The following is a 25,159-nucleotide window of genomic DNA, read 5'->3' as shown; positions in this document are numbered from 1 at the left end:
ATGGCACTGATCTCTATGCGTCAGCTGCTGGACCACGCCGCCGAGTACGGTTATGGCATTCCGGCATTTAACGTCAACAACCTGGAACAGATGCGCGCCATCATGGAAGCCGCATCCAAGACCAACTCTCCGGTGATCGTGCAGGCATCCGCAGGCGCACGTAAGTACGCGGGCTCCAACTTCCTCAAGCACATGATCCTGGCGGCTATCGAAGAGTTTCCTGATGTGCCTGTCTGCATGCACCAGGACCACGGCACCAGCCCGGCGGTCTGCCAGCGCTCCATCGCCCTGGGCTTCTCGTCCGTCATGATGGATGGTTCTCTGGGCACCGACGGTAAAACCCCGACCTCCTACGAGTACAACGTGGACGTGACCCGTCGTACCGTCGAAATGGCGCACGCCTGCGGTGTTTCCGTTGAAGGCGAACTGGGTTGCCTGGGTTCCCTGGAAACCGGTATGGCCGGTGAAGAAGACGGTATCGGCGCCGAGGGCGTACTGTCCCACGACCAGATGCTGACCGACCCGGACGAAGCCGCTGAGTTCGTTAAGGCCACCAACGTGGACGCCCTGGCGATCGCCTGCGGTACCTCCCACGGTGCCTACAAGTTCACCAAGCCGCCCACCGGCGATACCCTGTCCATCGGCCGTATCAAAGAGATCCACGCCCGTATCCCGAACACCCACCTGGTAATGCACGGTTCTTCCTCCGTTCCTCAGGAGTGGCTGGCGATCATCAACGAATACGGTGGTGAGATTCCGGAAACCTACGGTGTACCGGTCGAGCAGATCGTTGAAGGGATCAAGCACGGCGTGCGCAAGGTCAACATCGATACCGACCTGCGTCTGGCCTCTACCGGCGCGGTGCGTCGTTTCATGGCGCAGAACCCGTCCGAGTTCGACCCGCGTAAATTCCTCAAGGAAACCATCGGCGCCATGCGCGATATCTGTATCGACCGCTACGAAGCCTTTGGTACCGCAGGTCACGCCGACAAGATCAAGGCGATTCCGCTGGAAACCATGGCCGAGCATTATGATGCCGGCAAGCTGGACGCCAAGATCAACTGATCGTTGATCGACGCATGATCTCAAGGGCGGCCTCAGGCCGCCCTTTTTCGTCCCCTCATTTCGATTCGTAAAGGAAGCAGCCGTGCGTTACCTGGTGTTTGTGACCCTGCTCTGGGCGTTCTCATTCAGCCTGATTGGCGAATATCTCGCCGGGCGGGTGGACAGTTATTTTGCGGTGCTGACGCGCATACTGCTGGCGGGGGCGCTGTTTCTGCCGCTGCTGCGTCTCAAGGGACTCTCCAATGGATTGATCGCCGGTATCGCGGTCTGCGGCGCGCTGCAGTTTGGCGTCACTTACGTCTGCCTTTACCAGTCGTTCGAGTACCTGAGCGTACCTGAGGTGCTGCTGTTTACCATCACCACGCCGCTCTATGTGGCGTTGATCGACGAGGGGCTGAAAGGGCGGTTTACGGCAGGTCCTTTGATCTCCACAGCCATGGCGGTAGTGGGCGCGGCGATCATCCGTTACGACAATATCTCCAGTGAATTTCTCACCGGCTTCCTGATTCTGCAGCTAGCCAACCTGGCGTTTGCGGCGGGGCAGGTGGGCTATGCCCATCTGGTGAAGCGCTATGCCGTGGAGGGGCCGCTGTACCGCAGTTTTGGTCTGTTCTTTATCGGTGCGCTGATGGTGGTGCTGCCGGCGTTTCTGCTGCTGGGGAACCCGGAGAAACTGCCGCAGACCTCGCTGCAATGGGGAGTGCTGGCCTGGCTGGGGCTGCTGGCCTCGGGGCTGGGCTTCTATCTCTGGAACAAGGGCGCAACGCTGGTGGATGGTGGCACTCTGGGGATCATGAACAATGCGTTGATCCCGGCCGGTCTACTGGTGAATTTAATCATCTGGAACAGGGATGCCGACCTGTTCCGTCTGGCGTTGGGCGGTGCGGTGATTCTGCTGTCGCTCTGGGTCAACCGCTGGTGGAAGCGCCGGTTGCCGGCGCCCGGTATCGCCTGATCTGCTGAACCGCGCCCGCCTAACTCAGGGGCGCGGGTTTACCCAGTGCGAAGCCCTGCAGGTAATCCACGCCCAGCCAGCGCAGTGACTCGGCGAGTTCGTCACTGGAGACGAACTCCGCCACCACCTTGGCACCGGTTTTGTGAGCCAGATCGATGATGCTCTGGGTCACCACCATGCTTTTTTCATCCTCCAGAATGCCGGAGATGATCGAACCGTCGATCTTGATAAAGTCCGGTTGCAGCTCCACCAGGTAGGAAAAGTTGGAGTAGCCGCTGCCAAAGTCATCGATGGCGATGCGGGTATCATAGCGGCGTACCTGGCGGATGAAATCCCGGACTTCGGCGAAGTCCGACAGTGACTCACTTTCGGTGATCTCCAGAGCGATCGGCGGGCCTTCGTATTTGGCCAGGCGCTCCAGGATGTAGCTTCGGGTTGCCTGGTTTTCTATATCCTCGGCGGACAGGTTCACCGATATGCGAAGCTGATGACGACGCGCGGTGCTCAGCACTATATCCAGCATCCGCCGGGTGATAGCGGCGTAATGGCGGGTCTGCTTGATCGTATCGAGGAAGTGGAACGGAGACACAGGCGTGCCGTTGGTATCGATCATGCGAAGCAGCGCCTCGTAGCGGATATCGCTGGCGTCGACGCTGGAAACTATGGGTTGGAAATAGGCGGTGATGCGATCTTCCGCCAGTGCATCCTTGACCTCGTTGATCCAGAACAGGCGGTTCAGGTGCTCTTGCTCGTGATCACTGATGGTGATGATCTGCTCGCGCGCCTTTTCCTGTTTGGCTTTCTGGATTGCGGTTTCAGCCAGAGCCAGCAGGTGATTGTTTCCCCTCGCCATGCCAAAGGAGAGTTCGATATCGATCTCTTCGCCGTTGGCGTTGAATCGGTGTGACTGAATGTCCGTCCGTGCCGCCAGCAGCTGCGCCTCGAAGGCTTCCTGCCGCATTCCGGAGGGCGGTAGGAAGGCAAAGCTGGCGCCATAGAGCCGGTAGCAGCGGATCTCATTTCTGCCCAGAATCTGGGTGAACTGCTCAGCGATTTCGGCGATGAGCCGATCGCCGTGATCGATGCCGTAGTAATCGTTGATCGATTTAAAGTTGCGCAGGTCGGTCAGGGCCAGCAGCTCGGAGTGATCGTTTTCGATATCCTCCAGCAGCTTGGTACGACTCGGCAGGCCGGTCAGTTTGTCGGTACGTTGCTGGGCGACCAGCGCCTTGTTCTCCATCACCTGGGTGATGTCGTTACGGATGCTGATATATTCGTTGATCTCGCCGTGCTCATCCAGAATTGGCACGAGCGTGCTCTGCACGTAATAGCTGCCACCACATTTCTTGCGGTTCTTGATCACCCCGGTCCAAACCTGCTTGGCGCGGATGGTGCGCCAGAGATCTTCAAACAGCGAATCCGGCATATCCGGGTGGCGAAGCACCGCATGGGTTTTGCCAAGTACATCTTCACGCGAATAGCCGCTGATCTGCTCAAACAGATTATTGATATAGGTGATCTTGCCAGAGGAGTCCGTTTTCGAAACGATGGCGGTCTTATCCAGGGCGCTTTTGTACTGTTCGAGCTGTTTCATCGACTGGCGCAGTTCATCCGCCGTGGTGTTGGCCAGGTGGGTCAGCGAGCGTAGGGTGGAGATTTCTCGGGGCGGCGGTTCCCGCAGCGGTGAGCTAGGGAGGACTGTCTCGTCGCTCTCTGATATGGCTACCAGGGTTGTGGTGGAGTTCTGCAGTCGGTTCATGCCCGGCGCATGGAAATACTCACCCTGGGTGACAAATCCGATGGAGGGGGCGGCGTGAGACAGTATCTCCATTTCCGCTCGGCTGCTCTCTTCTGAGAGTTGGCGCCGGCTATGGCAGGTGTAGATATACAGCGCCTCCAGTGGTGCATCGCAGCTAAGCTCGCGGGCCGTGTTGTGTGCGCTGCGCAGTATCTGATCGGCTATCGCTACGGCAAAGCGAACCGTCTGCGAGAAGCGGAATTCACCAGCAAACACCAAGCCGCCGTCATCATCCAGACGTACCGGGGTGCGTGCGATATCGACACCGCTTTCCCGGCTGATCAGCGGGAATACCGTGACGCTGCCGGGCAGAGCTGCGGCTACCTCGTCACCGAGATAGTGGCGATAGGTTTCCAGCACAGGTCTGCCATCCAGTGCATAGATCTTGTTCCCGACGCTGTGGTTTACCTCCATCTCCATGCCGATCGGCGTCCAGTTCAGCAGTTGCCTGGGCGTTACCTGCAGGCTGTTGCCGCGCAACAGGGCGATCACCATGCCCCGGTCGTGGATGCGGTTATCGCAAACGACGAAGGTCTCCTGATAGCGCTGGTTGTCGGCGGCGTTGCCGCCGGTGATCAGCAGCTCGGGAGCAGCTTCCCCTATCCCTTCCAGGAAAGGCTCGGGGTTATCGTTGAGGGCGTTGCCATAAGCGATGAGCAGCTTGGCATCACTGCCATGGAGCTCTTCTCCGAGGAGTCGTCCCTGTTCCTGAGTGATATAGGGCAGATAACGCACATCGACACGCGTGCGTTCGAAACTGGAGAAGGATATCAGCAGTACATCGTCTTCAATGCTGCCGTTGCTGATGCCGCCAGCGGTGGAGGAGCCAATGACCTTGAAGCCGTCGAGCTTTGCCAGCAGGCTGAGCACCGGGGTAAGCCTTTCGCGGTTCAGGGTACCGCAGAACAGCTGGATCAGCCCGCCGGCTTCATAAAGCCTGTGTCGCTCTATAAAGAGTGTCAGCGAGCGGATATCCGAGTAGGTGTGATTCAGAAGAATCATTCAGTGCTTCCATGCAAACGGTAACTCTGCGGAAAGAGGGTGAAGAGTGTAATGAGATCAGGCATTTATAGAACGTTTTCCGCAGTAATTGATAGATCACTTATATGCGATAGAGCAGACTGGTGCAATCGAGACACCTGGAGGGTATCGGCACGAAGCGGGCGATCTGTATAAAAAACACAACGGAAAAGGGCTTTATTTTGCCGCTAGGAGCCGCAATAGCGAGATAACTGAGCGTAGAAAAGAAAAGTGTAGAAAAGAAAGGCGTCTGGGAGGATTCCCAGAATTATTATGGAATTTTCGCCGGTATTTCAGATTGGCAGAGGACCCGCCGGGAGATAGATCGCGAAAGAGCGCGAGACGCTGGTCAGTCGACCAGGCTCGCAATCACGGGCTTAGTGAGCCGGTGATTGCTGGAGCTTGTAAGAAACGCGAGCCTTGCCGCTTTTGTCAGAGGTTTTAAAGAAAGCTTTGCGGAACAGGTTGGCTACGTAAGTTGCACGTTCAGCGCGGGCGCGTTCGATGTAGTAGTCCACGTCGATCATGTCGAGTTCGTTGTATTTCAGTTCGAATTCAGGGTTTGAATTGCTCATTTAATGTCTCCGATTTTCGTCTTCGGGTTGATCAATTTTCAACCGCAATACTAAAGTCGAAGGTGGCTGTGGGCAAACGACCCTTTTTCAGTCTATAGTTGAGAAAATCTAATTTGTCGCAAGGAGCTGATCATCAGACGCCTGCCCCCACTCAATGCCCTGCGCGTTTTCGAAGCGGCCGCCAGACACGGCAGTTTTAACAAAGCGGCGGAGGAACTTTGCGTAACGCCCTCGGCGGTCAGCCATCAGCTCAAGTCGCTTGAGGAATTCTTGGGCCAGAAGCTGTTTCGTCGGGAAAAACGCCAGGTCTACCTGACCGGCGCCGGCGAGCGTTATCTCGGCTCGGTACAGCTGGCGCTGGACGAGGTGGAGAGCGCCACCCGGCGGCTCATGACCGCGACTAATACGTCTGCCGTCAATATCAGCGTGGCGCCTTTCTTCCTGACCCGCTGGCTGGTGCCGCGTATTACCCGTTTCCAGCAGCGCTTCCCCGATGTGGAGCTGCGCTTCAGCTCCACCATGGGCTATATCGACTTTGAGCACTCCGATACTGATATGGCGGTTTATTACGGCCGTGGTAACTGGGAAGGGGTCGAGTCGCACCTGCTGCGTAATATCGTGCAGACGCCGGTGTTTGCACCCTCGTTTCTGGAGGGAGATAAAGCGATCAACACGCCGGAGGATATGGTCAACCACACCTTGATCTATATTTCAGGTCGACGTCATGAGTGGAACCGGGCGCTGCGTGAGATTGGCGTCAGTCTGTCTGCCGCTACGCGCACCATGTCATTCTCCAGCACCTCGCTGGCGGTATCCGCGGCGATTGAAGGTATAGGCATCGCCCTGGCTGACCGGGTACTGGTAGAACGTGAGATCGAAACCGGTAAGCTGGCGGCGCCGTTTGAGCTGGCTTTCGATACCCAGAATGCCTTCTATCTTGTCTATAAAGAAAAACGGGCTCTCACTTACGGCATGCGCGCGTTTCGTGACTGGATCATGGAGGAGATGCAGAACGATATTGCGGACCGTAATATGGCTTCGGGCCAGGACGGGGAGGGCTGATCTCCGTCAGCATTGAATCGGGCTGACATCGTGCCAGGGAATCAAGGTTGATACTTTAGCAGGCGCATATGGGGCCGCGTGATTGAAGCGGCGAGCGCTTTATTCGGGGTGTTCAGGTATAACGCTTTCTAACAGTATCGGGTAAACAGCATGGATGGACGCCGGTTTCATTTTCCGCTTCAGGTGCTTGTCAGTGGCACCATCGTGGTCAGCATGTTCGTGCTGGCGCTGGTTCTGATAGGGGGCTCCTATTACGGTCAGCGCGAGACATTGCTCAACGAGTCGGGCACGCGCGCCGAGCAACTGGCGGAGAGTCTCGATACCCATATCGATGCCCTGCTCAGCCCGGTGAAGAGTACGGTGCAGATGCTCTCCCGGGATCCCATTGCCGAAGCGCCGAATCTGGCCGCGCGGCGTGCCCGTCTTCCGGTGCTGGTTACCGCGCTTGGCACCAGCTCGCTGCTAAGTTCCGTCTATGTAGGCTACAGTGACGGCAGTTTTGTGCTACTGAGGCGCCTGCGTTATACCCCGGTGAAAGAGTCGGTATCGGCGCCAAAAGACGCAGCCTACCTCCTGCAGAGCATCGAAAGGGGGGCGTTCAATCAGATCGATAACGCTCTCTGGGAATTTTACGACGCTGACCTGAAGCTGCTCGAAACCCGCGACAAACCCGACTACGACTACGATCCCCGCAGCCGCCCCTGGTACGCCAGTGCTGCTGTCACCACAGACACGGTTCTGACCAGCCCCTATATCTTTTATACCACCGCCGAGATCGGCGTGACGCTTGCCCAGCGCAGTGAGAGCGGTGCCGCGGTGATCGGTGTGGATGCCTCGGTGAATGATTTCTCCTCCGTTATTGGTCTGCTCAGGGGGCAGAGTCAGGCCGAGATCGCCATCGTGACGCCCAATGACCAGGTGGTGGCCTACTCGGATATTCTTCGCGTCGTGCGGGACGATCCGGATGATGGGCTGCGTCTTGCCTATATCGATGAGGTTGGCGTACCGATACTGACCCGCCTGTCCGACTACGGTATCGGCTCCGGCATGCAGCGGCTGGATATCGATGGTCGGCGCTGGTTGGGCTTCGTCGAGGAGATGCGCACCGGCGGGGAAGGCATCACCCGTCTGTTGTTTGCTATCCCCGCCGATGCGTTGCTGGCGGATGCGAAGAAGCAGAGTCTTCAGCTGATCCTGTGGTCGGTACTGGTGATGCTGGTGTTGCTGCTGCTCGGTTCCTGGGGTGGTCGCCTGGTCACCAAGCCGCTGAAACGCCTGTCGGAACAGGTCAGCGCGCTGGCGCAGTTCGATTTCAGCAAGGGCGTGCCGAAAAAGTCCCGTGTCGATGAAGTCAGGCGGCTTTCGGAGCTGATCGGACAGATGTCCGGTGCGATCAACGGCTTCCAGAAAATATCCCACCTGCTCGCTCATGAGCGCGATCTTGAGAAGATGCTGCATCGTGTAACCAGAGAACTGGTCACCATCACATCCGCCGCATCAGGTGCCGTCTACCTCTATGACGAGGATGAGAAGATACTGCAGCGTGCCACCAACAGTGGTTTGCGCAGTGCACCGGAACAGCTGTCGGCCGGCGATGCGGGGCCCGAGGAGCTGCGGGCCCGGTTGAGAGAGCAGCTGGCACGCCAGGGCGAGGCGGTGATGACAACCCTGCTGCGTGACCGTAATGGGGACCTGCTGGGTATTTTGGCGCTGGTACTGCTGCCGGAGCACGCGGAGTATGAAGACAGCTACCAGAAATTTGTCGATGAGGTATCGGGCTCTGCCGCCACGGCGATAGATACCCAGCGTCAGGTGGACGCACAGAACGAGCTGATCGAATCGATCATCCGCCTGCTCGCTGATGCGATCGATGCCAAGTCGGCTTATACCAGCGGCCACTGTGATCGGGTGCCGCAACTGGCGGAGATGCTGGTGGATGCAGCCGAAGCCTCGGACGACAAAGCCTTCGCAGCCTTTCGCATGAACGAACAGCAACGTCGCGAGTTTCGGATCGCCGCCTGGCTGCATGACTGCGGCAAGGTCACCAGTCCCGAATATGTGGTCGACAAGGCGACGAAACTGGAGACCCAGTACGATCGTATCCATGAGATCCGTACCCGCTTCGAAGTGCTTTGGCGCGATGCCGAAATCGCCTACCTGCGCGGTATTGTTAAAGGTGGCGTTGAGGCCGATCTGCGAGCCCAGCGTGACCAGCTGCGTAAAAAGCTCCGCCAGGAGTTCGCCCTGGTGGCCAAATCCAACGTCGGTGGCGAATTTATGCCGGATGAGGATATCGAAAAGCTGCAGCAGATCGGCAGGCGGCGCTGGAAGCGCTACTTTGACAAGCGCCTGGGTATCTCCCGCGATGAACTGGAGCGTCTGCCGGAGGAGCTTGAAGAGCTGCCGGTCATCGAATACCTGCTTGCCGACCGGCCGGAACACCTGATCCCTTGGGGAGATCGGCGACCGCCCGTGGAAAACGGGGATCCGAATAACACCTGGGGCTTCGATATGACCCTGCCGGATTACGCGGCCAATCACGGTGAGCTGTATAACCTGTCGATTCAAAAGGGCACGCTCACCGATGAGGAGCGTTTCGCCATCAATGACCACATAGTGCAGACTATCCGCATGCTGACCTCTCTGCCGCTGCCCAAAGAGCTCAGACGCATCCCGGATATCGCCGGTAACCACCATGAGAAGATCGACGGCACCGGTTATCCGCGTGGCCTGGCGGCCGGCAAACTCAGCGTAGAGGAGCGGATCATGGCGGTGGCGGATGTGTTCGAAGCGCTCACCGCGGCGGATCGGCCCTACAAGGATGCCAAGACGCTGTCCGAATCCCTGCGGATTCTCGCTTTCATGGTTAAGGACCGGCACCTGGATGCGGATCTGTTCCGGCTGTTTCTGGAGTCCGGCATCTATCTTCGCTACGCTGAAAGATTCCTGAAACCGGAACAGATCGACAAGGTGGATCGGCGTCAGCTGCTGACGCTGGCAGGACTGGGTTGATCTGCCTCTAGGAGAGCGAATGCAGAACAATCCGCTGCTGGCCCCTATCGCCCGGCTGCTGCATGAACATCCGCAGGGCCTGAGCGAATATGCCCTGATGAAGCAGCTGGAGTTCAACGGGCTGGCGCTGGATCAGGAGCTGGATGCGTCGCCGGAGCTGCTGCTGTTTCGCAAGCACTTTCTGATCATGAATGCTCTCTACCGCCTGCAGCCCGTGCTGGCGGGGGAGGGTTTTGATATCTCCATATCTGCACTGCATATCCAGCTGCACCCGCTGGATTCTTCACAAGCCTCGGCGGAAACCGCTATCATCGCCAACGATCAGCCGCTGCGGGACTATTATCTGGACTGGAGCGAGTTTGAAAAAAGCAGCAGCGATTACGTGCGTGCACTGCTGGACGGCTTCTGGCAGCGCTATATGAACAGCGACCGGCGCAGCGAAGCGGCCCAGGTGCTGGGGCTGGAAGAGGGGGCCAGCACGGAGCAGATTCGTATCGCCTACCGGCGCCTGGCGTCGCGGCATCATCCGGATCGAGGCGGTGACGCCGACCAGTTCCGGCGTGTGCGTGAGGCGTACGAGCTGCTGATGGTGTAGAGCGGCTGATATTTCTGTTTTAACGCCGGGGCAGCGCTTCCGGCATGGTTTAGCGACGCGGCCCTGATCCAGATATCGAGCCCGCGACCAGGGTGATAGGAACGCCGGCCCATGCTCAGGCTCTTTCGACCGATTTTCTTCGTTTGTGGCGTGCTTGCGCTGATCATGACCGGCCTGCTGCTGGCGCCGATGATCTACGGCTACCTGATCGGGGATCCCGAGTACCGTGCCTTTCTGGAATCGGCGATCATCTCGCTGCTGTTTGGCATCCTGCTGATCTTCTGGGGCCGGGAGCGGCGTTTCCGGCTTACCTCCCGCCAGCTTTACCTGCTGACCAGCATGAGCTGGCTGCAGCTCTCCTTTGTCGGTGCCCTGCCGCTGATGCTTACCGACCATCCGTTGACGCTGTCCGAGGCGGTGTTCGAAGCGGTCTCCGGCATTACCACCACCGGTTCCACGGTGATCTCCGGGATCAATACGCTGCCGCCGTCGATTCTGCTCTGGCGCTCGCTGCTGCAGTGGGTGGGTGGTCTCGGCGTGATCGGCATGGCGGTGACTATACTGCCGTTTCTGCGCGTCGGTGGTATGCGCCTGTTCCAGACCGAGTCATCGGATTGGTCGGAAAAATCCCTGCCGCGTTTCCACGAAATGGCGCATCGGCTGCTGTTTATCTATGTGATGATTACGCTGGCCTGCGGCCTCTGCTACTGGGTCGCCGGGATGAGCCCGTTCGATGCGGTGAATCACGCCATGACCACGGTTTCTACCGGCGGCTACGCCACGGATGACGCCTCCATGGGCCGCTTCAGTGATTCCATCCTCTGGATCGCCGTGGTGTTCATGATGATCGGCGGCATGCCGTTTATGCTCTATATTCGCTTTCTCTCCCAGCGGCGTCTGTCGGTGCTGGCGGATCAGCAGGCGAAAGGCTTTATCCTGATCGTGCTGTTCCTGGTCGCCATACTGACATTTGAACAGGTGGTGATGGATGGCGAGCCGTTTCTGCGCACGCTGACCCATGCCGCGTTCAATATCGTCTCGATCATTACCACCACCGGTTACGCCTCGGCGGACTATACCCTCTGGGGTGAATTCAGCATCGGCCTGTTCTTTATCGCCACCTTTATCGGTGGTTGCTCCGGCTCAACCAGTGGCGGCATGAAGGTGTTCCGCTTCCAGCTTTCCTACCAGTTCCTGTCGGACCAGATGCATAAGTTGGTACACCCGCGCAGCATCACCTCGATCCGCTATAACGGCAAGCCGATCCCCGACGATATCGTCGCTTCGGCGGTGGCCTTCTCCTTCCTGTTCTTTATCGTGCTGGCTGCCACCACCCTGATTCTTACCGCCCTTGGCGTGGACTTTATCACCGCGTTTACCGGCGCCATTACGGCGCTGACCAACGTGGGACCGGGCCTCGGCGATACCATTGGTCCGGCGGGTAACTTCCATACCTTACCCGACACGGCAAAATGGCTGCTCAGCCTGGCGATGATCCTCGGCCGGCTTGAACTGCTCACGGTGATGGTGCTGCTCTCCCCGGTCTTCTGGCGCGGCTGAGCCGACGCAGAAAGACCGCTTTCGCCCCGAACGGAATAGAAGTTGCTTCACTCCCTGGCAAGATCAGAAGCCAAGGGGGATGGGAATGGACAATCTCGACGAACTGAGCGGCCTGATGCTGCCAGACTGGGTGATCGCGACTGGGCTGCCGCTGCTGTCGATGTTGCTGATGTGGATGCTCGCCCAGCTGGTATTGGGGCATCTGGGCAGGCTCACCGGACGCACCTCCTTTTTCGTCGATGGCCTGATGGTCTCTGCCCTGCGGCTGCCTGTCGCGGTGCTGATTCTGGCGCTGAACCTGATCTTTCTCGAACGCCTGTTGTGCTACTACGATATTGCTCCGGATATGCTCGAATCGCTCACCGACAATGGTGCCCGTATTCTGCTGATACTGGCCCTGGTGATTCTATTCGACCGGATCGTCAAAGGGTGCATTGATCATTATTCGCGCACTCTGCCGGTGCTGCGCAACAGTCGCGGCATCGCCATGATCCTGACCCGCGCGCTGGTGCTTGGCGTCGGTGTGCTGATTCTGCTGGGTACCCTGGGGATCTCGATCACGCCGCTGATCGCTTCTCTCGGTATCACCTCTCTGGCGGTGGCGCTGGCGCTGCAGCCGACGCTGGAGAACTTCTTTTCCGGCGTACAGATTCTGATCGACAAGCCGATCCAGGTAGGGGACTACATTGAGCTGGAGTCCGGCGAGCAGGGCTTTGTGGAGAAGATCGGCTGGCGCTCCACCTGGATCAAGATGCTGCCCAACAACACCGTGATCATGCCCAACAGCCGTATCTCCGCCTCCAAGCTGATCAACTATGACTATCCGCAGAAAGAGCTGTCGGTGCTGGTCGAGGTGGGCGTGCACTACGACTCCGATCTGGAGCACGTGGAACAGGTAACCACCGAGGTGGCCAAGCAGGTGCTGCGCAACAGTGAGCAGGGGGTGTCGGATTTCGGCACCTTTATGGTCTATCACTCCTTCGACAGCTCTAGCATCAACTTTACGGTGATCCTGCGTGGCCACCAGTTCACCGACAGCTTTGTGCTCAAGCATCTCTTTATCAAGGCGCTGCACGCCCGCTACCGGGAAGAGGGGATCACCATTCCCTATCCGATCCGCGCACTTAACACTTCCCAGGAGGGCGCGGTGCTAGCCGCAGCCGCCATGGGCACAGCCGATAGCTGACCGGCCAATGGACGGTCGCCCTGCGCGGCTGTCCTACTCTCATACCGACGTACCCGGAAGACGGATTGCGACAACTTAATGTCGCGAGCAGTCGGTCATCAATTTTTGTCGCTTCCTATGATGGATCGACCGTCCGTACGGCCGCTGGTTGGGGTTCGGACTTCCTTGTTTGGCTAGGAGCGACAATATTATGAATTTTCGCAAGACAATGATTTCAAGCGCTGTCGTCATGGCAGGTGCATTCATGGCTGGCAGCGTCCTGGCTGACGATGTCCGCGTGCTCAAGTTTCACAGTGGCCTGGCACAGTCCCGCCCTGAAGCCGCACACATCGAAAAATTCGCCGAGCGCGTTAAAGAAAAGAGCGGCGGTTCCCTTCAGGTTGACGTCTATCACGCCGGTTCTCTGGGCCTGAAAGAGGCTGACATGCTGCGTATTCTCAAGGGCGGCATGGTGGATATGGCGCTGATGTACGGTGAGTACTACAAGCGCGACGCACCGGCACTGGCTTCCGTTTACGCCCAGGGCGCCATCACCGAGTCCTCCCAGCACCTGGAGCTGCTGCCGACCCTGCGCAGCATCTACAAGGACGCCTATGCCAACTGGGATATCCATACCATCGGCGGGGTCGTTGCCCCGGTATTCGATGTGGGCCTGCACTGCAAAGAGCCGGTCAACACCCTGGAAGACCTGAAGGACAAGAAGGTCCGCGTATGGTCCGGCCACCTGGTCGATACCTTCAAGAAGCTGGATATCTCCGCACAGGTGATTGGCCAGAACGATATGTACCTTGCACTGCAGACCGGCGTCGTGGATTGCGCTTACTACCTGTCCACCGTTGCCAAGACCGTGTCGCTGCAGGAAGTGACCAAGTATGAAGCCTATCTGCATCCCTGGGCGGCTTCTCCCTGGATGTTCGGCGTCAGCGACAAGACCTGGGATTCTCTGACCGAAGAGCAGCAGGCTGCGCTGGCTGAAGCCGGTGAAGAGACCTGGGCGGAAACCCGCGAACTGGCGGTGGACCCCGCCCGTGAAGAAGCTGCCCGTGAAGAGCGCAAGGAGCTGGGCATCACCGTGCTGGATCCGTTCAGCGAAGCCGACGTGAACACCTTCGTAGACGCCGCTATGGCAGCCTGGAAAGAGATGGCTGAAAGCGCCGGTGAAGAAGGCGTTGGCTACTACGAAACCGTTTCCGCGCTGGCTCGCGAGCAGCAGAAGTAATTCATCGACGGCGCTTGCGCCGTCGGCATTGTAAAGGAGGGGATGATGGCCTTGCTGCTGTCTAAAACCTTGGATCGGGTCACGCATGCACTGTTCTTCATTGGTGTCTGCGCCGGTATTCTTATGGCGTTGATGATTTTGAGCAGTGCGCTGCTGCGGTACCTGGCCGGGGCACCCCTCTCATTTTCGGATGAACTGGCAGGGTTGCTCTTTGTAACCCTGGCGTTCACCACGTTTCCTGAAGTCATGCTCAGATCCGAGCATATCAAGCTGTCGGTACTGACCGACCGCTTTGGCCCGGTTCTGCAGCGTGTCTGCCGCTTTGCGGCCGCTATTATCTTTATCACCTTCGCGGTGGTCTTTATCTACGAATCCTGGAATTTCACCGACTTTTCCCGGCAGATCAGTTCACGTACCGATGTCAGCGGATTGTTGCTCTGGCCCTGGATGGCGCTGATGCCGGCATCCCTGGGGCTGTGCCTGCTGATCGAGCTGCGTGTGTTGTTCCGTGGCCTGCGCGGAGACTGGGCCGGACTGATGGGAGGTGAGCAATGAGCTGGCTGATTCTGAGCGGTTCGCTCATCGTATTGCTGGGTACCGGAGCGTTGCTGGGCGCCGCCCTGGGCCTGACCGGATTTATCCTGCTGCACTTTCAGGCCAATGGCGCTACGGCGCTGGCGATCAACTCGGCCTGGAACCTGCTGACCGAGTTCACCCTGAGCGCGGTGCCGCTGTTCATCATGCTGGGTGATATCCTGCTGGCCAGCGGCGTCTCCACGCGTGTCTATAACGGCCTGACACCGCTGTTCCGCTGCATGCCGGGCCAGCTGCTACACACCAATATTGCGGTATGTACGCTGTTCGGCGCGGTTAGCGGATCAAGCACCTCCACCGCGGCTGCTATCGGTTCGGTCAGCTATCCAGAGCTGAAAAAGCGCGGTTATGACCCCGCTGCTGTGGTTGGGTCTCTGGCTGCCGGTGGCACGCTGGGGCTGCTGATTCCGCCGAGCCTGTCGCTGCTGATCTATGGCGCGACCCAGGATGTCTCCATCGGTCGTCTGTTCCTGGCGGGGCTGCTGCCCGGCCTGATGATCTCTTCCGGCTTCCTGCTCTGGATCTACCTGCGTTCTCGCTTTGGCTCGTCGCATATCGCGCCCGAGCATGGCGAAGGCTTCAGCTGGCGCGATACCGGTGCGGGGCTGCTGCAGATCTGGCCGCTGCCGATTCTGATCTTCTTCGTACTGGGCACCATCTACATGGGGATCGCCACGCCCACCGAAGCGGCGGCCATGGGTGTGGGCGTCTCGATCGTGATCGGTTTCCTCTGGGGCGATCTGACCTGGCGCGAGCTGTGGAATGCGTTCAAACGCTCCTCCATCATGTTCAGCTGTATCGCGATGATCCTGGTCGGCACGGTGATCCTGGCACAGGCGGTAAGCCTGCTGGGCCTGCCGCGCGGCGCGGTTGATATGATTGCTGAGCTGGGCCTCGGTCGCTACGGCGTGCTGCTGATGGTGGTGCTGGTGTACCTGGTGCTGGGCTGCTTCTTCGACGGCATCTCCCTGCTGTTGATGACCTTGCCGATCACCTTCCCGATGGTGGTGAGCCTCGGCTTCGACCCGGTCTGGTTCGGTATCATCGTGACGCTGCTGATGGAGGTTGGCATGATCACGCCGCCGGTGGGATTGAACCTCTTCGTACTCAGCTCAATTACCAAGGGCGAGGTGGGAGTACCCAGTGCAGCCTATGCCGCCATGCCTTATTGGGTGATCCTGCTGGTTGCGGTTGGATTGCTGACCCTGTTCCCGCAGATCGCGCTCTGGCTGCCTGAGGTTTTCTCCTAGGCGTTCAGGTGCTGCTTTTGAAACAGAAAAAGAAACACCCCGGTCGAGCGATCTTCCGGGGTGTTTCTTTTTGAGGCCTGGCTGGGGAGCTTGGGCTATGCAGGGGTTATTCGCGACCGCGACGCACATCCGTGGGCGGGTAGCCGAACAGGCGGCGGTAGCTGCGGCTGAAGTGGGTGGAGCTGACAAAGCCACAGGCCACTGATACGTCGGTGATGCTCAGGTTTGATTGCAGCAGCAGTTGACGGGCATGGGTCAGACGACACTCCAGGTAGTAGCGCGCCGGGGATGAACCCACATGGCGGTTGAACATGCGCTCGATCTGGCGCCTGGAGATGCCGACCAGGGCGGCGATCTCGTTCACCGGCAGCGGCTCATCGATATTCTTTTCCATCAGCATGATCGAGTCCTTCAACGCCTGGGGCGCCTGGGGATCTGACAACATCAGCGAGCTGGAACACTCGCCCTCGGTGCTATTCCTGTCACGGCCGATCACCTCCTCAATGGATTGCGCACAGGCGCCGCCCTGCTGGTCGCTGATCAGGTCCAGCATCATATCGAGGACGCTGTTGGGACCTGCGCAGGTGTAGCGTCCGGGGGCTGCGCTATAGGAGGCGTAGGAAAGCTCCTGACCGGGAAAACACTCCCGCATCAGTGCGCGGTTATCCTGGTGAATCGATATCGGCACCTCGTCCACGGTACCTGCAGCGGCCAGGTAGTAACTGCCGTTCCAGACGCCGCAGAGAGTAACGCCGCGTTGCGCTGCTTCGCACAGTCTGGCGGCCAGCTTGGGCAGGGGCCCCAGTTCGTTACGATAGCCGCCGCAGACCACAAGCACCGAGTTCGCATCCAGCTCAAGATCATCGAGGATGCCATCCGTAGGTATAGCGATACCGAGATCCGAGAGCGCTTTAGGTTGATCGATACCGCAGGTCTGCATCTGATACAGCTTGCGTGAGTAGATCAGGTTTGCCGTTACGCAGGCATCCAAAGCCACGGAAAATGTCGACATGGAAAAATGATCGAGCAGGAGAAACACCACCTTTCTGGGTGGCTGTTCAAGCCTGGGTGAGGGCTTCTGCTGCAAAAAAGCGCGGTTAACATTCTGAAAATGGGGCGAAAACGCGGAGGCTGGGCTGGTGGAGAGTATATTTTTCATAGACGGTACGCTGAACTCCGCGATCTGGGCATCGACTGATTGTTTGTGATCACAAAGCAGTATTCATGCCACGAAAATCGGCGAAATCCGGCCCTTTTTTGTTTTAGTTATATTTTTTATGCATCTTTTAGTGCCTGATTAATATGGGAGTTGAGGGCTGATGTCAAAATCTGAGCCCAGAATGATGCACCTAATCGGTGCGTGTGTTGCCCGGTTTTAGAGCTTTGGAAAGGCCGGGCGGCCGGAAATCAGCCGCCCAGGTTAGGTAGCACCAGCACGATCTGCGGGAAAATCGAGATCAGCAGTGCTGCGACACACATCAGGATAAAGAAGGGGAAAGCCGCCAGCGCGATGGCGCCGAGTTTTTCACCGGTCAGCCCCTGCAGGACAAACAGGTTAAAGCCGACCGGCGGGGTGATCTGTCCGAGTTCCACCATGATCACCAGGAAAACGCCGAACCAGAGCGGGTCGAAGCCAGCCTGAACCACCAGCGGCAGAGTGATCGGCAGGCTCATGACGGTGATGGAGATGCCGTCGAGGAAGAGACCGAGGATCACGTAGAAGAGCGCCAGGATCAGCAGCAGCGCGGGCGCCGAAAGCTCCAGGGAACCGATGAATCCGGCCAGGTCGCGCGGGATATGCAGATAGCCCACGGCGGTGGAAAGCAGTGCCGCACAGACCAGGATCGAGCACACCATGACGCTGCTGAGAATGGTTGCCTGCACCGCATCGGTAAACAGCTTCCAGCTCAGCTGGCGCTCAAACAGCAGCATCAGCACCACGGCGCCGACACCAACAGCAGCCGCCTCTGAGGGCGTGGCGATACCGCTGTAGATCGAGCCGATAACGATAAAGATCAGCGTCAGCACCGGTGCCAGCAGAGCGGCGCTCTCTCTCATGCTCACCTTGGAGTTGACCTCCCGCGGCGCTTTATGAGGAAAGCGAATCGCTTGGTAAAACAGGTAGCCGGAATAGAGGCAGGCGATCAACAGACCCGGCAGCACGCCGGCCATGAACAGCTTGCTGATCGATACCTCGGCCTGTACGCCATAGACGATCATGACGATCGAAGGCGGAATCAGCAGGCCCAGGCTGCCGGCACCGGCCAGGGAGCCGATCGACAGGCGACGGTCATAGCCACGGATCTCCAGCTCACGGGTGGTGATCTTACCTACGGTCGCCGTGGTGGCGGAGCTGGAGCCACTGACCGCTGCGAACAGCGTACAGCCGAAGATATTGGTGTGCAGGATGCCACCGGGAATACGCGCGGTGATCGGCTCCAGGCCACGGAACAGCCGTTCCGATATATCCGAACGGAAGATCATCTCCCCCATCAGGATGAACATCGGTATCGCCGAAAGCTCCCAGGAGCTTCCGGCGCGAAACAGGATGCGGCTCAGGGTCACGCCGACGCGGTGCAGGCTGAAATCCGCCATCAGCAGCAGCGACAGAACAGATACGGTCACCAGGCCGGCGAACACCCAGGTGCCAAGCCCCAGCACGATAAACACCATCGCGATGACGCCGAAGGTCGTTAACAGAATCTCCATCAGCGCGGCTCCAGATCGATCGGGGTTTTACGAAAAACGAGCAGACTCAACACCCGCGAGGAGAGCGTCAGGCAAAGCAGAACCAGGCCCAGCAGTACCGCGCCTTCAGGGATCCACAGCGGCGTATCGGCCAGGGATTCGCTGGTGATGCCGCGGGAGTAGCTGCGATTCACGTTGATGCCCCAGTACCAGCTGAGCCAGCCGAACAGGGCCAGCATGGCGCTCGATATGGCCAGATCCAGCCACATGGCTGCATTCGGGCTGAGCCGGTTAATCACCAGACCTACACGGATCAGGCCGCCTCGCTCCAGGGCAAAGCCCAGGCCCATGAAGGTCATGGTGGCGACGGCATAGCCGATGAACTCGTTGAGTACGTAGGTGGAGGTGTTGAACAGGCGCAGCACGATCTCGAGCAGAATATGGGCCGCCATATAGACGATCAGGGTGCCGCAGAGAATGCCGGCCCCCTGATTCAGTCGTTTCACTAACCCAATATAAAAACGGGCCAACATCATCGGCTTATTCCGCCTTCAGCGCGTCGAGAATCTCCTGGCCGGTGCTGCCGGTGTTTTCCAGCCATTCCTTCACCGCCGGTTCTGCTGCGGCTTTCAGTGTGGCGGCCATGCCCGGGTCTACATCGGTGTAGATGTTGACGTCGTGGCTTTTCAGCTCGGCATAGTTTTCTTCAAGGCGTGAGCGCACGGTTTCCCAGTTATGTTCATCGGTGCGTTTAGCCGCTTCCAGGATCGCTGCCTGTTCCTCGTCGGAGAGATCCTCAAAGGCGTTGCGGTTCATATGCACCATATTCAGCGGCACCGCGTAGCGGATTTCGGTGTAGTGGTTCAGGTGTTCCCAGAAGCTGCCGTTGGCGCCGGATTCGGCCGAGGTCAGTACCGCGGAGATACCGCCGGTGGAGAGCTGCGGGACCACATCAGCCCAGGAGAGCAGCACCGGTGCGGCGCCCGCTTCCTTGAATGCGATGGTGCCGTTCTTGTCGTAGGTACGGATCTTCAGGTTGGTCAGCGCATCGGTGGAGTTGACCATCTCTTCTGACCAGATACCGCTGGCCGGCCAGGGGGAGGCGTAGAGAAGAATCTGATCGTTATCTTCAAACACCTTCGCATACTGCGGGCGGGCGATCTCGTAAAGCTTCTGTGCTTCATCGACGCTGTCGGCGACAAAAGGCAGGGAGGAGAGCAGGAAAATCGGGTCGATACCGCCGATGGTGCCGGCCAGGGTATCGGCAATCTGTACCGCGTTGTCGGCCACCGCATAGAAGTGGTCGGCAGACTTGAAGCCCAGGGAGCCGCTGGTGTGGAGCGCGATATCGACGCTGCCGCCGGTCAGTTCTTTGACCTGCTCAATGAAGTAGGCATCGCCCTGTGCGTGGATCGATTTGTCATTGTACTCGTTGGAAAAGTCCAGAGTGGCGGCGTTACCCAGCATTGAAACGCCAAGTGATGCGGCAGCCAGAATCTTGTATGCGCTCGACATGTAGATCTCCTGAAAGGCTTATCGGAACTGGTAAGAGTCTAAGGAAATACGATTTACCGGGTCTGCATCTGTCTATCTCCGGTTATAACCTGCCTATTTGCGCCAAGTACAACCGTTTTGACCACTGTTTATAAAATATTCAGTTCCCAGTGTCAGAAAGCGTAGGCGATAAGCCGCGTATTGGCATCGGCAGGTGGCGTTTTCGGCGGTGGTGCTGGACGCGAAGATTTGAAGGTGTGGCGATGTCAGCGATCACTCGCCCAGTTATGGCACCAGGGGCTACAATGCCCGCTGAAACCTGATAGCGGTGCCCTATGACAGACAATCTCAGCCAGCCTTTTTACCAGCTAATGCCGGACACGGTGATCGATGCGGTGGAGTCGCGCGGTTATCTCAGCGATGGCCGTATCCTCGCGTTGAACAGCTATGAGAACCGGGTGTACCAGGTGGGTATCGATGAGGCGGAGCCGCTGATCGCCAAGTTCTATCGCCCGGCGCGCTGGAGCGATGAGCAGATCCGCGAGGAACATGAGTTCTGCTTCGAGATGGTGGAGCAGGAACTGCCGGTGGTGGCGCCGCTACGCGATGACAACGGTGAGAGCCTGTTTCGCTTCGGCGATTATCGGTTTTCGCTTTATCCCCGCCGCGGCGGGCGCGCGCCGGAACTGTCGGACCCTGATCATCTCTATCGCCTGGGACAGACGTTGGGCCGCATTCACCTGGTTGGCGCCGCGCGGGATTTTCAGCACCGACCGGCGCTGACGATTAAAAGCTACGGTTACGACAGCGTTGAGCTGATTGGGGAATCCTTCATCCCGGCAACGCTGAAGGAGGCCTACACCAGCTTGACGCGGGACCTGTTGAACGAGGTGGAGTCTGCCTTCCACCGGGCAGGGCAGGTAAAGCTGATCCGGGCCCATGGCGACTGCCACGGTGGCAATATCCTCTGGCGTGACGATACGCCGAACTTTGTCGATTTCGACGATGCCCGCATGGCGCCGGCGATCCAGGATCTGTGGATGCTGCTCACCGGGGATGACCGTAACGAGCTGCAGTTACAGCTAAACGAGGTGGTCGAGGGCTATAACGAATTCGCCGACTTTGATCCCCGTGAGCTGCACCTGGTGGAGGCGCTGAGGACGCTGCGGATGCTGCACTACAGCGCCTGGCTGGGCCGCCGCTGGGACGACCCGGCCTTTCCCCACAACTTCTCCTGGTTCAATACCGAGCGTTACTGGGGCGAGCACCTGCTGCAGCTGCGCGAGCAGTTTGCCAAGCTGCGCGAGGCGCCGCTGGAATTGCTGTAGCAGGAACTCTTGTAGGAGGTACGCCCTCGTGCCGATTGAAGCTGGCACAGCAGTGATTCAAAACCACGGTGGTTAATCGCGACGAGGGCGTCGCTCCTACGCGAAATAACCGCCAGGGTGCCATCTGGAGACACGCCCCCGTGCCGATTGAATCCGGCACGGGCTGTTTCTGATTGTGGAAGAAGCGTTCAGCGCACCAGTCCCGACACCGCCTCCAATACAGAGGTCTCACCATCGGTCAGTTCGATGATCTCGCGATTGATCGCCGGCGTTTCAATCAGCTCGGCCAGAAACGCCGCTACGTTGCCGCGTTTTACTGTGCCGTAGGGGATCGCCAGTCCCGCATTGACCTTGCCGTCGCTCTCTTCATGTAACAGGGTTCCAGGTCGCAGGATCACCCAGTCGAGGTCCGAGGCGACCACATCGGTGTCCGCCTGTTTTTTCATCTTCATATAGTGTTCAAAGCCCGGCTTGGGCTCCTTGCCGCGCCCGGCTTCGGGGAAGGCGCTGACCAGATAGAAGCGGCGGATATCCTGCTGCTTCATCGCCTGCATCACCTTGGCCGGTCCCTCGCCGTCGATGGCGGTGGCACGGTCCATGCCGCTGCCGGCGGCGCCTGCCGAAAACACGACGATATCGGCGCCGCTCATCGCATTGGCCAGATCGTCGGCGCTCATATCGATAAAGTCGCCCTGTACCGGTGTCACGCCGGATTCGCGCAGCACCTCGGCCTGCTCAGGCTTGCGATGCAGGCCGGTGACCTTGTAGCTCGCGTCAATCAGCTTGGGGGTGAGGCGATGACCGACACCGCCGGTGGCGCCAATGATAAAGATCGTAGACATGGATCCTCCTTGTTCACGTTTTCTGATAACCGAGGGGCACTAACGAAAAAGGCCTGATAAATCAGACCTTTTGGGTGTTTCTGCTATGTCAGACGCCGGTTCTCGGCGCGGGTTCAGCCGGAATTCGGATCTCAGAGTTTACGCACGCGGAACGACTTGCCCTTAATAGTGCGTGACTTGATCTTTTCCAGTGCGGTTTCGGCATGTTCCCGTTTCACTGCCACGTAGGTGACGAAGTCGTGCACCTCGATATTGCCGATATCATCCCCGCTAAGCTCGCCGCCGGCGGTCAGGGTGCCGACGATATCCCCCGGGCGCAGCTTGTGCTTGCGACCGCCGGCGATCGCCAGGGTGCGCATGGGCGCGCGCGGTGGCTTGGCGCCGAAGTCCGGTGTCGGCAGTTGCTCGATTACCTCGATGGGCTTGTGCTGCTCGCTGTTGATGCGTTCGAGCTTGAGTGTCTCTTTCGGGCCAACCAGGCTCAGCGCGGTGCCGCTGCGACCGGCGCGTCCGGTACGGCCGATACGGTGGGTGTAAACCGCGGCTTCGCGCGGCAGATCCACGTTGACCACCAGGTCCACCGCATCGATATCCAGACCGCGGGCGGCCACATCGGTGGCGACCAGCAGGGTCAGGCTGCGGTTGCTGAACAGGGTGATGCGCTGGTCGCGCTCGCGCTGTTCCATATCGCCATGCAGAACGCCGACGGAAAATCCGGCGCTCTTCACCGCCTGGGCGTACTCTTCGCAGCGGGCGCGGGTGTTACAGAAGATCACCGCCGCATCCGGCTGTTGCTGCTGCAGCAGTGCGATCAGCGTGTCGGCTTTCTGCGGCTCGTCGCAGAGGTAGGCGCGCTGGGCGATATCGGCCGGTGCTTCCTTGTCCGGCGCGGTCACGCGCTCAGGGTTACGCTGATAGCTGGCGGAAAGCTGCTCGATATCCTTCGGATAAGTGGCGGAAAACAGCAACGTCTGGCGGCTTGCCGGTGTGGTCTCGATGATGGCGCCGATATCCTCGGCAAAGCCCATGTCGAGCATCCGGTCCGCTTCATCCAGCACCAGGGTGTCTACCTTATCCAGGGTCAGCGTGCGCTTGCGCAGGTGATCCTTGATACGGCCCGGCGTACCTACAACGACGTGTGCACCGTGCTCCAGGGAGCCGATCTGCGGCCCGATCGGCGTACCGCCGCAGAGCGTGATGATCTTGATGTTTTCCTGGTAACGCGCCAGTCGACGCAGCTCCTTGGCTACCTGGGTCGCCAGCTCCCGGGTGGGGCAGAGCACCAGCCCCTGTACCGCGAACAGCCGGGGTTTGAGCTTGTTCAGCAGGCCGATGCCGAAGGCGGCGGTTTTGCCGCTGCCGGTTTTCGCCTGGGCGATCAGATCGTGGCCGCTGAGGGCGACGGGCAGGCTCAGGGCCTGGATCGGTGTCATCTCGGCGTAGCCGATGCTGGCAAGGTTGTTGAGCTGCGCCTGGGGCAGTTTGAGGCTGCTGAAACGGGTATCGGTCACGGGCGGGTCCGTAGGGGATGGAGTGGTCGGGATAGAAAGTCGCCAGTATAGCAGAGCGATGATCTGTTTTAGACAACTGTGCTGCCGCAGAAATGGAACCAGTTCGTCCCCAAGGGTTGTTCAGTTTATGTTAAGGTTTTCGGCATTTGTTCTGCTGGGAAACTTGTGATGAAAAAGTCGTTGATAAATAAGCCGATGTTGGCTGTTGCCCTGTTGCTGAGCTCTGCCTCACCGCTGTTGCACGCCGCTTCACCGGAGGATGCGGTGGAGTTTCGCCAGGGTGTGTTCCGGGCCATGGGCTGGAACTTCGGCCCCATGGGCGCGATGATCCAGGGCCGCAAGCCGTTTGATGCCGAGGCCTTTGCGCAGGGTGCGGAGCGCGTGGCGGTGCTGGCCAATATGGTGGCGGAAGGCTTTATCGAGGGTACCGGTCGAAGCGATGGCATGGATACGCGTCTCAAGGAGGAGTACTGGTATCAGCAGGCCAACTTCGACAAGCTGATGCAGCGTATGGTGGCCAACGCTGATACGTTGGCGCAGGCGGTGGCGTCGGGTAAGGATCGCGAGGAGCTGCGTCCAGTTTTGGCTCAGCTGGCGGGAAGCTGCAAGAACTGCCACGAAGAGTATCGGGGTAGAGATTAAACGCCGTGGCAGGGATTGATCAGCGTGGCGGATCGATCTGGTTGCCAAGGCTAGCGTTGACGCGGAACCAGCCGGCGATGCTGTAGCGATCAGCCTTGGCCGGCAGCACTTCATGGGGGAAGCGGTCGCTGAGGAAGATCACCAGCGTACCTGCCTGCGGTGCTACCCGCTCAATCGGCTCATCGCCGCTCTCGGCGTAGATCAGCAGCTCGCCACCATCCTCTTTTTTCCACTCTTCGTTTAGGTAATAGACCGTGGTCAGCACCCGGTTGGTCTGGCCACGAAACGCATCCAGGTGACGCTTGTAGAAAGCCCCCGGGGCGTAGTGAGCGAAGTGGCATTCATAGTCGAACAGCCCCATGAAGAGGCGGCGGTTGATCGCCTCGCGCAGTGTCTCCATCCATTCCAGGTAAGCGGCTTCGCTGGCATCGCCCTGGTTTAGCCAGTGAATCTCATCCTGGCGGATCTGGCTGTTGAGGTGCTGATCCTGTTCCCGGCCGACGCCGGCACGACGGAAAGCGTGGCTCAGCTCCTGGGTGCGCTCGAAGAGTGCCTGGGTAATGGCAGCGTCCGGGCCGTCATCCAGCAGAATATAGCCGTGATCGACCAGCGCATCGGCGATGCGGTCAAATACCGATTCGGTGGCGGCGGTGAGGATGCTGGTCATAGGGAGTCTCCGTCAGGGGCGCTCTGTATAAACCGATTTTCGCTATTAGTCACGGTAAATGTTGTTAATAGATACTAAAAAGAGCGAAATTCTGAG

Annotated in this window: 21 protein-coding genes; 12 read left to right on the top strand and 9 right to left on the bottom strand. The window is 58.9% G+C overall.

Annotated elements, in window-relative coordinates; genetic code table 11:
- Both fba and C4S72_RS21060 read left to right on the top strand, forming a co-directional pair.
- The gene (gene fba, locus C4S72_RS21065) at nt 1–1,065 is read left to right on the top strand and encodes a class II fructose-bisphosphate aldolase (RefSeq protein WP_104005152.1); all 1,065 of its coding nucleotides are present in this window, start codon (nt 1–3) and stop codon (nt 1,063–1,065) included.
- Between the two features lie 82 nt (nt 1,066–1,147).
- Complete coding sequence (locus C4S72_RS21060) at nt 1,148–2,020, top strand: carboxylate/amino acid/amine transporter (RefSeq protein WP_104005151.1); 873 nt, start codon at nt 1,148–1,150, stop codon at nt 2,018–2,020.
- 19 nt (nt 2,021–2,039) lie between these two features.
- On the opposite strand, the gene C4S72_RS21055 is transcribed toward C4S72_RS21060, so the two are convergent.
- Nucleotides 2,040–4,820 carry a bifunctional diguanylate cyclase/phosphodiesterase gene (locus C4S72_RS21055; RefSeq protein WP_104005150.1) on the bottom strand — a complete coding sequence of 927 codons (2,781 nt, stop codon included), beginning with the start codon at nt 4,818–4,820 and terminating at the stop codon, nt 2,040–2,042.
- A 395-nt stretch (nt 4,821–5,215) separates the two neighbouring features.
- The gene (locus C4S72_RS21050) at nt 5,216–5,413 is read right to left on the bottom strand and encodes an RSP_7527 family protein (RefSeq protein WP_104005149.1); all 198 of its coding nucleotides are present in this window, start codon (nt 5,411–5,413) and stop codon (nt 5,216–5,218) included.
- A gap of 111 nt (nt 5,414–5,524) precedes the next feature.
- On the opposite strand from C4S72_RS21050, the gene gcvA reads away from it, so the two are divergent.
- The 8 genes from gcvA (at nt 5,525) to C4S72_RS21010 (ending at nt 15,891) form a co-directional block, all read left to right on the top strand.
- A complete protein-coding gene (gene gcvA / locus C4S72_RS21045) occupies nt 5,525–6,475 on the top strand; it encodes a transcriptional regulator GcvA (RefSeq protein ID WP_327332987.1) in 951 nt (316 codons plus the stop codon).
- A 150-nt stretch (nt 6,476–6,625) separates the two neighbouring features.
- Nucleotides 6,626–9,487: an HD domain-containing phosphohydrolase gene (locus C4S72_RS26075; RefSeq protein ID WP_104005147.1), complete on the top strand. Its 2,862-nt coding sequence runs from the start codon at nt 6,626–6,628 to the stop codon at nt 9,485–9,487.
- A 19-nt stretch (nt 9,488–9,506) separates the two neighbouring features.
- Nucleotides 9,507–10,082 carry a DNA-J related domain-containing protein gene (locus C4S72_RS21035; RefSeq protein WP_104005146.1) on the top strand — a complete coding sequence of 192 codons (576 nt, stop codon included), beginning with the start codon at nt 9,507–9,509 and terminating at the stop codon, nt 10,080–10,082.
- 111 nt (nt 10,083–10,193) lie between these two features.
- Nucleotides 10,194–11,642, top strand: coding sequence for a TrkH family potassium uptake protein (locus tag C4S72_RS21030; RefSeq protein ID WP_104005145.1), 1,449 nt, complete (start codon nt 10,194–10,196; stop codon nt 11,640–11,642).
- Nucleotides 11,643–11,727: 85 nt separating this feature from the next.
- On the top strand, nt 11,728–12,828 hold the full coding sequence (locus C4S72_RS21025) for a mechanosensitive ion channel family protein (protein ID WP_200826848.1): 1,101 nt from the start codon (nt 11,728–11,730) through the stop codon (nt 12,826–12,828).
- Nucleotides 12,829–13,072: 244 nt separating this feature from the next.
- The gene (locus C4S72_RS21020) at nt 13,073–14,047 is read left to right on the top strand and encodes a TRAP transporter substrate-binding protein (RefSeq protein ID WP_235009225.1); all 975 of its coding nucleotides are present in this window, start codon (nt 13,073–13,075) and stop codon (nt 14,045–14,047) included.
- A gap of 45 nt (nt 14,048–14,092) precedes the next feature.
- A complete protein-coding gene (locus tag C4S72_RS21015; RefSeq protein ID WP_235009224.1) occupies nt 14,093–14,602 on the top strand; it encodes a TRAP transporter small permease in 510 nt (169 codons plus the stop codon).
- Nucleotides 14,599–15,891, top strand: coding sequence for a TRAP transporter large permease (locus C4S72_RS21010; RefSeq protein ID WP_104005142.1), 1,293 nt, complete (start codon nt 14,599–14,601; stop codon nt 15,889–15,891). The genes C4S72_RS21015 and C4S72_RS21010 overlap by 4 nt, the downstream gene beginning before the upstream one ends.
- A 106-nt stretch (nt 15,892–15,997) precedes the next feature.
- On the opposite strand, the gene C4S72_RS21005 is transcribed toward C4S72_RS21010, so the two are convergent.
- From C4S72_RS21005 to C4S72_RS20990, 4 genes are all read right to left on the bottom strand, one after another.
- Complete coding sequence (locus C4S72_RS21005) at nt 15,998–16,903, bottom strand: GlxA family transcriptional regulator (protein ID WP_160115561.1); 906 nt, start codon at nt 16,901–16,903, stop codon at nt 15,998–16,000.
- A gap of 395 nt (nt 16,904–17,298) precedes the next feature.
- Nucleotides 17,299–18,600 carry a TRAP transporter large permease gene (locus C4S72_RS21000; protein WP_104005140.1) on the bottom strand — a complete coding sequence of 434 codons (1,302 nt, stop codon included), beginning with the start codon at nt 18,598–18,600 and terminating at the stop codon, nt 17,299–17,301.
- Nucleotides 18,600–19,115, bottom strand: coding sequence for a TRAP transporter small permease (locus tag C4S72_RS20995; protein WP_235009223.1), 516 nt, complete (start codon nt 19,113–19,115; stop codon nt 18,600–18,602). The genes C4S72_RS21000 and C4S72_RS20995 overlap by 1 nt, the downstream gene beginning before the upstream one ends.
- A 4-nt stretch (nt 19,116–19,119) precedes the next feature.
- Nucleotides 19,120–20,094 carry a TRAP transporter substrate-binding protein gene (locus C4S72_RS20990; RefSeq protein WP_104005139.1) on the bottom strand — a complete coding sequence of 325 codons (975 nt, stop codon included), beginning with the start codon at nt 20,092–20,094 and terminating at the stop codon, nt 19,120–19,122.
- 314 nt (nt 20,095–20,408) lie between these two features.
- On the opposite strand from C4S72_RS20990, the gene C4S72_RS20985 reads away from it, so the two are divergent.
- A complete protein-coding gene (locus C4S72_RS20985; RefSeq protein ID WP_104005138.1) occupies nt 20,409–21,401 on the top strand; it encodes a serine/threonine protein kinase in 993 nt (330 codons plus the stop codon).
- Nucleotides 21,402–21,589: 188 nt separating this feature from the next.
- Here C4S72_RS20985 and C4S72_RS20980 read toward each other — a convergent pair whose 3' ends face one another.
- Both C4S72_RS20980 and dbpA read right to left on the bottom strand, forming a co-directional pair.
- Nucleotides 21,590–22,243, bottom strand: coding sequence for an SDR family oxidoreductase (locus tag C4S72_RS20980; RefSeq protein WP_104005137.1), 654 nt, complete (start codon nt 22,241–22,243; stop codon nt 21,590–21,592).
- Nucleotides 22,244–22,374: 131 nt separating this feature from the next.
- The gene (dbpA, locus tag C4S72_RS20975; RefSeq protein ID WP_104005136.1) at nt 22,375–23,754 is read right to left on the bottom strand and encodes an ATP-dependent RNA helicase DbpA; all 1,380 of its coding nucleotides are present in this window, start codon (nt 23,752–23,754) and stop codon (nt 22,375–22,377) included.
- 168 nt (nt 23,755–23,922) lie between these two features.
- On the opposite strand from dbpA, the gene C4S72_RS20970 reads away from it, so the two are divergent.
- Complete coding sequence (locus C4S72_RS20970; RefSeq protein WP_104005135.1) at nt 23,923–24,396, top strand: c-type cytochrome; 474 nt, start codon at nt 23,923–23,925, stop codon at nt 24,394–24,396.
- Between the two features lie 19 nt (nt 24,397–24,415).
- Here C4S72_RS20970 and C4S72_RS20965 read toward each other — a convergent pair whose 3' ends face one another.
- Complete coding sequence (locus C4S72_RS20965) at nt 24,416–25,063, bottom strand: 2OG-Fe(II) oxygenase (RefSeq protein ID WP_104005134.1); 648 nt, start codon at nt 25,061–25,063, stop codon at nt 24,416–24,418.
- Nucleotides 25,064–25,159: the final 96 nt, after the last annotated feature.

The sequence above is a fragment of the Marinobacterium lutimaris genome (genome assembly GCF_900108065.1).
Lineage (GTDB): Bacteria > Pseudomonadota > Gammaproteobacteria > Pseudomonadales > Balneatricaceae > Marinobacterium_D > Marinobacterium_D lutimaris.
This window is presented reverse-complemented; position numbering and strand designations above follow the sequence as displayed.

Excerpts from the sequence above, each read along its gene's own strand:
- C4S72_RS21010 (WP_104005142.1), top strand. The coding sequence starts at position 14,599 with ATGAGCTGGCTGATTCTGAGCGGTTCGCTCATCGTATTGCTGGGTACC.
- C4S72_RS26075 (WP_104005147.1), top strand. The coding sequence starts at position 6,626 with ATGGATGGACGCCGGTTTCATTTTCCGCTTCAGGTGCTTGTCAGTGGC.
- C4S72_RS21030 (WP_104005145.1), top strand. The coding sequence starts at position 10,194 with ATGCTCAGGCTCTTTCGACCGATTTTCTTCGTTTGTGGCGTGCTTGCG.
- C4S72_RS20985 (WP_104005138.1), top strand. The coding sequence starts at position 20,409 with ATGACAGACAATCTCAGCCAGCCTTTTTACCAGCTAATGCCGGACACG.
- C4S72_RS21055 (WP_104005150.1), bottom strand. The coding sequence starts at position 4,820 with ATGATTCTTCTGAATCACACCTACTCGGATATCCGCTCGCTGACACTC.
- C4S72_RS20970 (WP_104005135.1), top strand. The coding sequence starts at position 23,923 with ATGAAAAAGTCGTTGATAAATAAGCCGATGTTGGCTGTTGCCCTGTTG.
- C4S72_RS21000 (WP_104005140.1), bottom strand. The coding sequence starts at position 18,600 with ATGGAGATTCTGTTAACGACCTTCGGCGTCATCGCGATGGTGTTTATC.
- C4S72_RS21005 (WP_160115561.1), bottom strand. The coding sequence starts at position 16,903 with ATGTCGACATTTTCCGTGGCTTTGGATGCCTGCGTAACGGCAAACCTG.
- C4S72_RS21015 (WP_235009224.1), top strand. The coding sequence starts at position 14,093 with ATGGCCTTGCTGCTGTCTAAAACCTTGGATCGGGTCACGCATGCACTG.
- C4S72_RS20995 (WP_235009223.1), bottom strand. The coding sequence starts at position 19,115 with ATGATGTTGGCCCGTTTTTATATTGGGTTAGTGAAACGACTGAATCAG.
- C4S72_RS21025 (WP_200826848.1), top strand. The coding sequence starts at position 11,728 with ATGGACAATCTCGACGAACTGAGCGGCCTGATGCTGCCAGACTGGGTG.
- C4S72_RS21050 (WP_104005149.1), bottom strand. The coding sequence starts at position 5,413 with ATGAGCAATTCAAACCCTGAATTCGAACTGAAATACAACGAACTCGAC.
- C4S72_RS20990 (WP_104005139.1), bottom strand. The coding sequence starts at position 20,094 with ATGTCGAGCGCATACAAGATTCTGGCTGCCGCATCACTTGGCGTTTCA.
- C4S72_RS20965 (WP_104005134.1), bottom strand. The coding sequence starts at position 25,063 with ATGACCAGCATCCTCACCGCCGCCACCGAATCGGTATTTGACCGCATC.
- fba (WP_104005152.1), top strand. The coding sequence starts at position 1 with ATGGCACTGATCTCTATGCGTCAGCTGCTGGACCACGCCGCCGAGTAC.
- C4S72_RS21020 (WP_235009225.1), top strand. The coding sequence starts at position 13,073 with ATGGCTGGCAGCGTCCTGGCTGACGATGTCCGCGTGCTCAAGTTTCAC.
- C4S72_RS20980 (WP_104005137.1), bottom strand. The coding sequence starts at position 22,243 with ATGTCTACGATCTTTATCATTGGCGCCACCGGCGGTGTCGGTCATCGC.
- C4S72_RS21035 (WP_104005146.1), top strand. The coding sequence starts at position 9,507 with ATGCAGAACAATCCGCTGCTGGCCCCTATCGCCCGGCTGCTGCATGAA.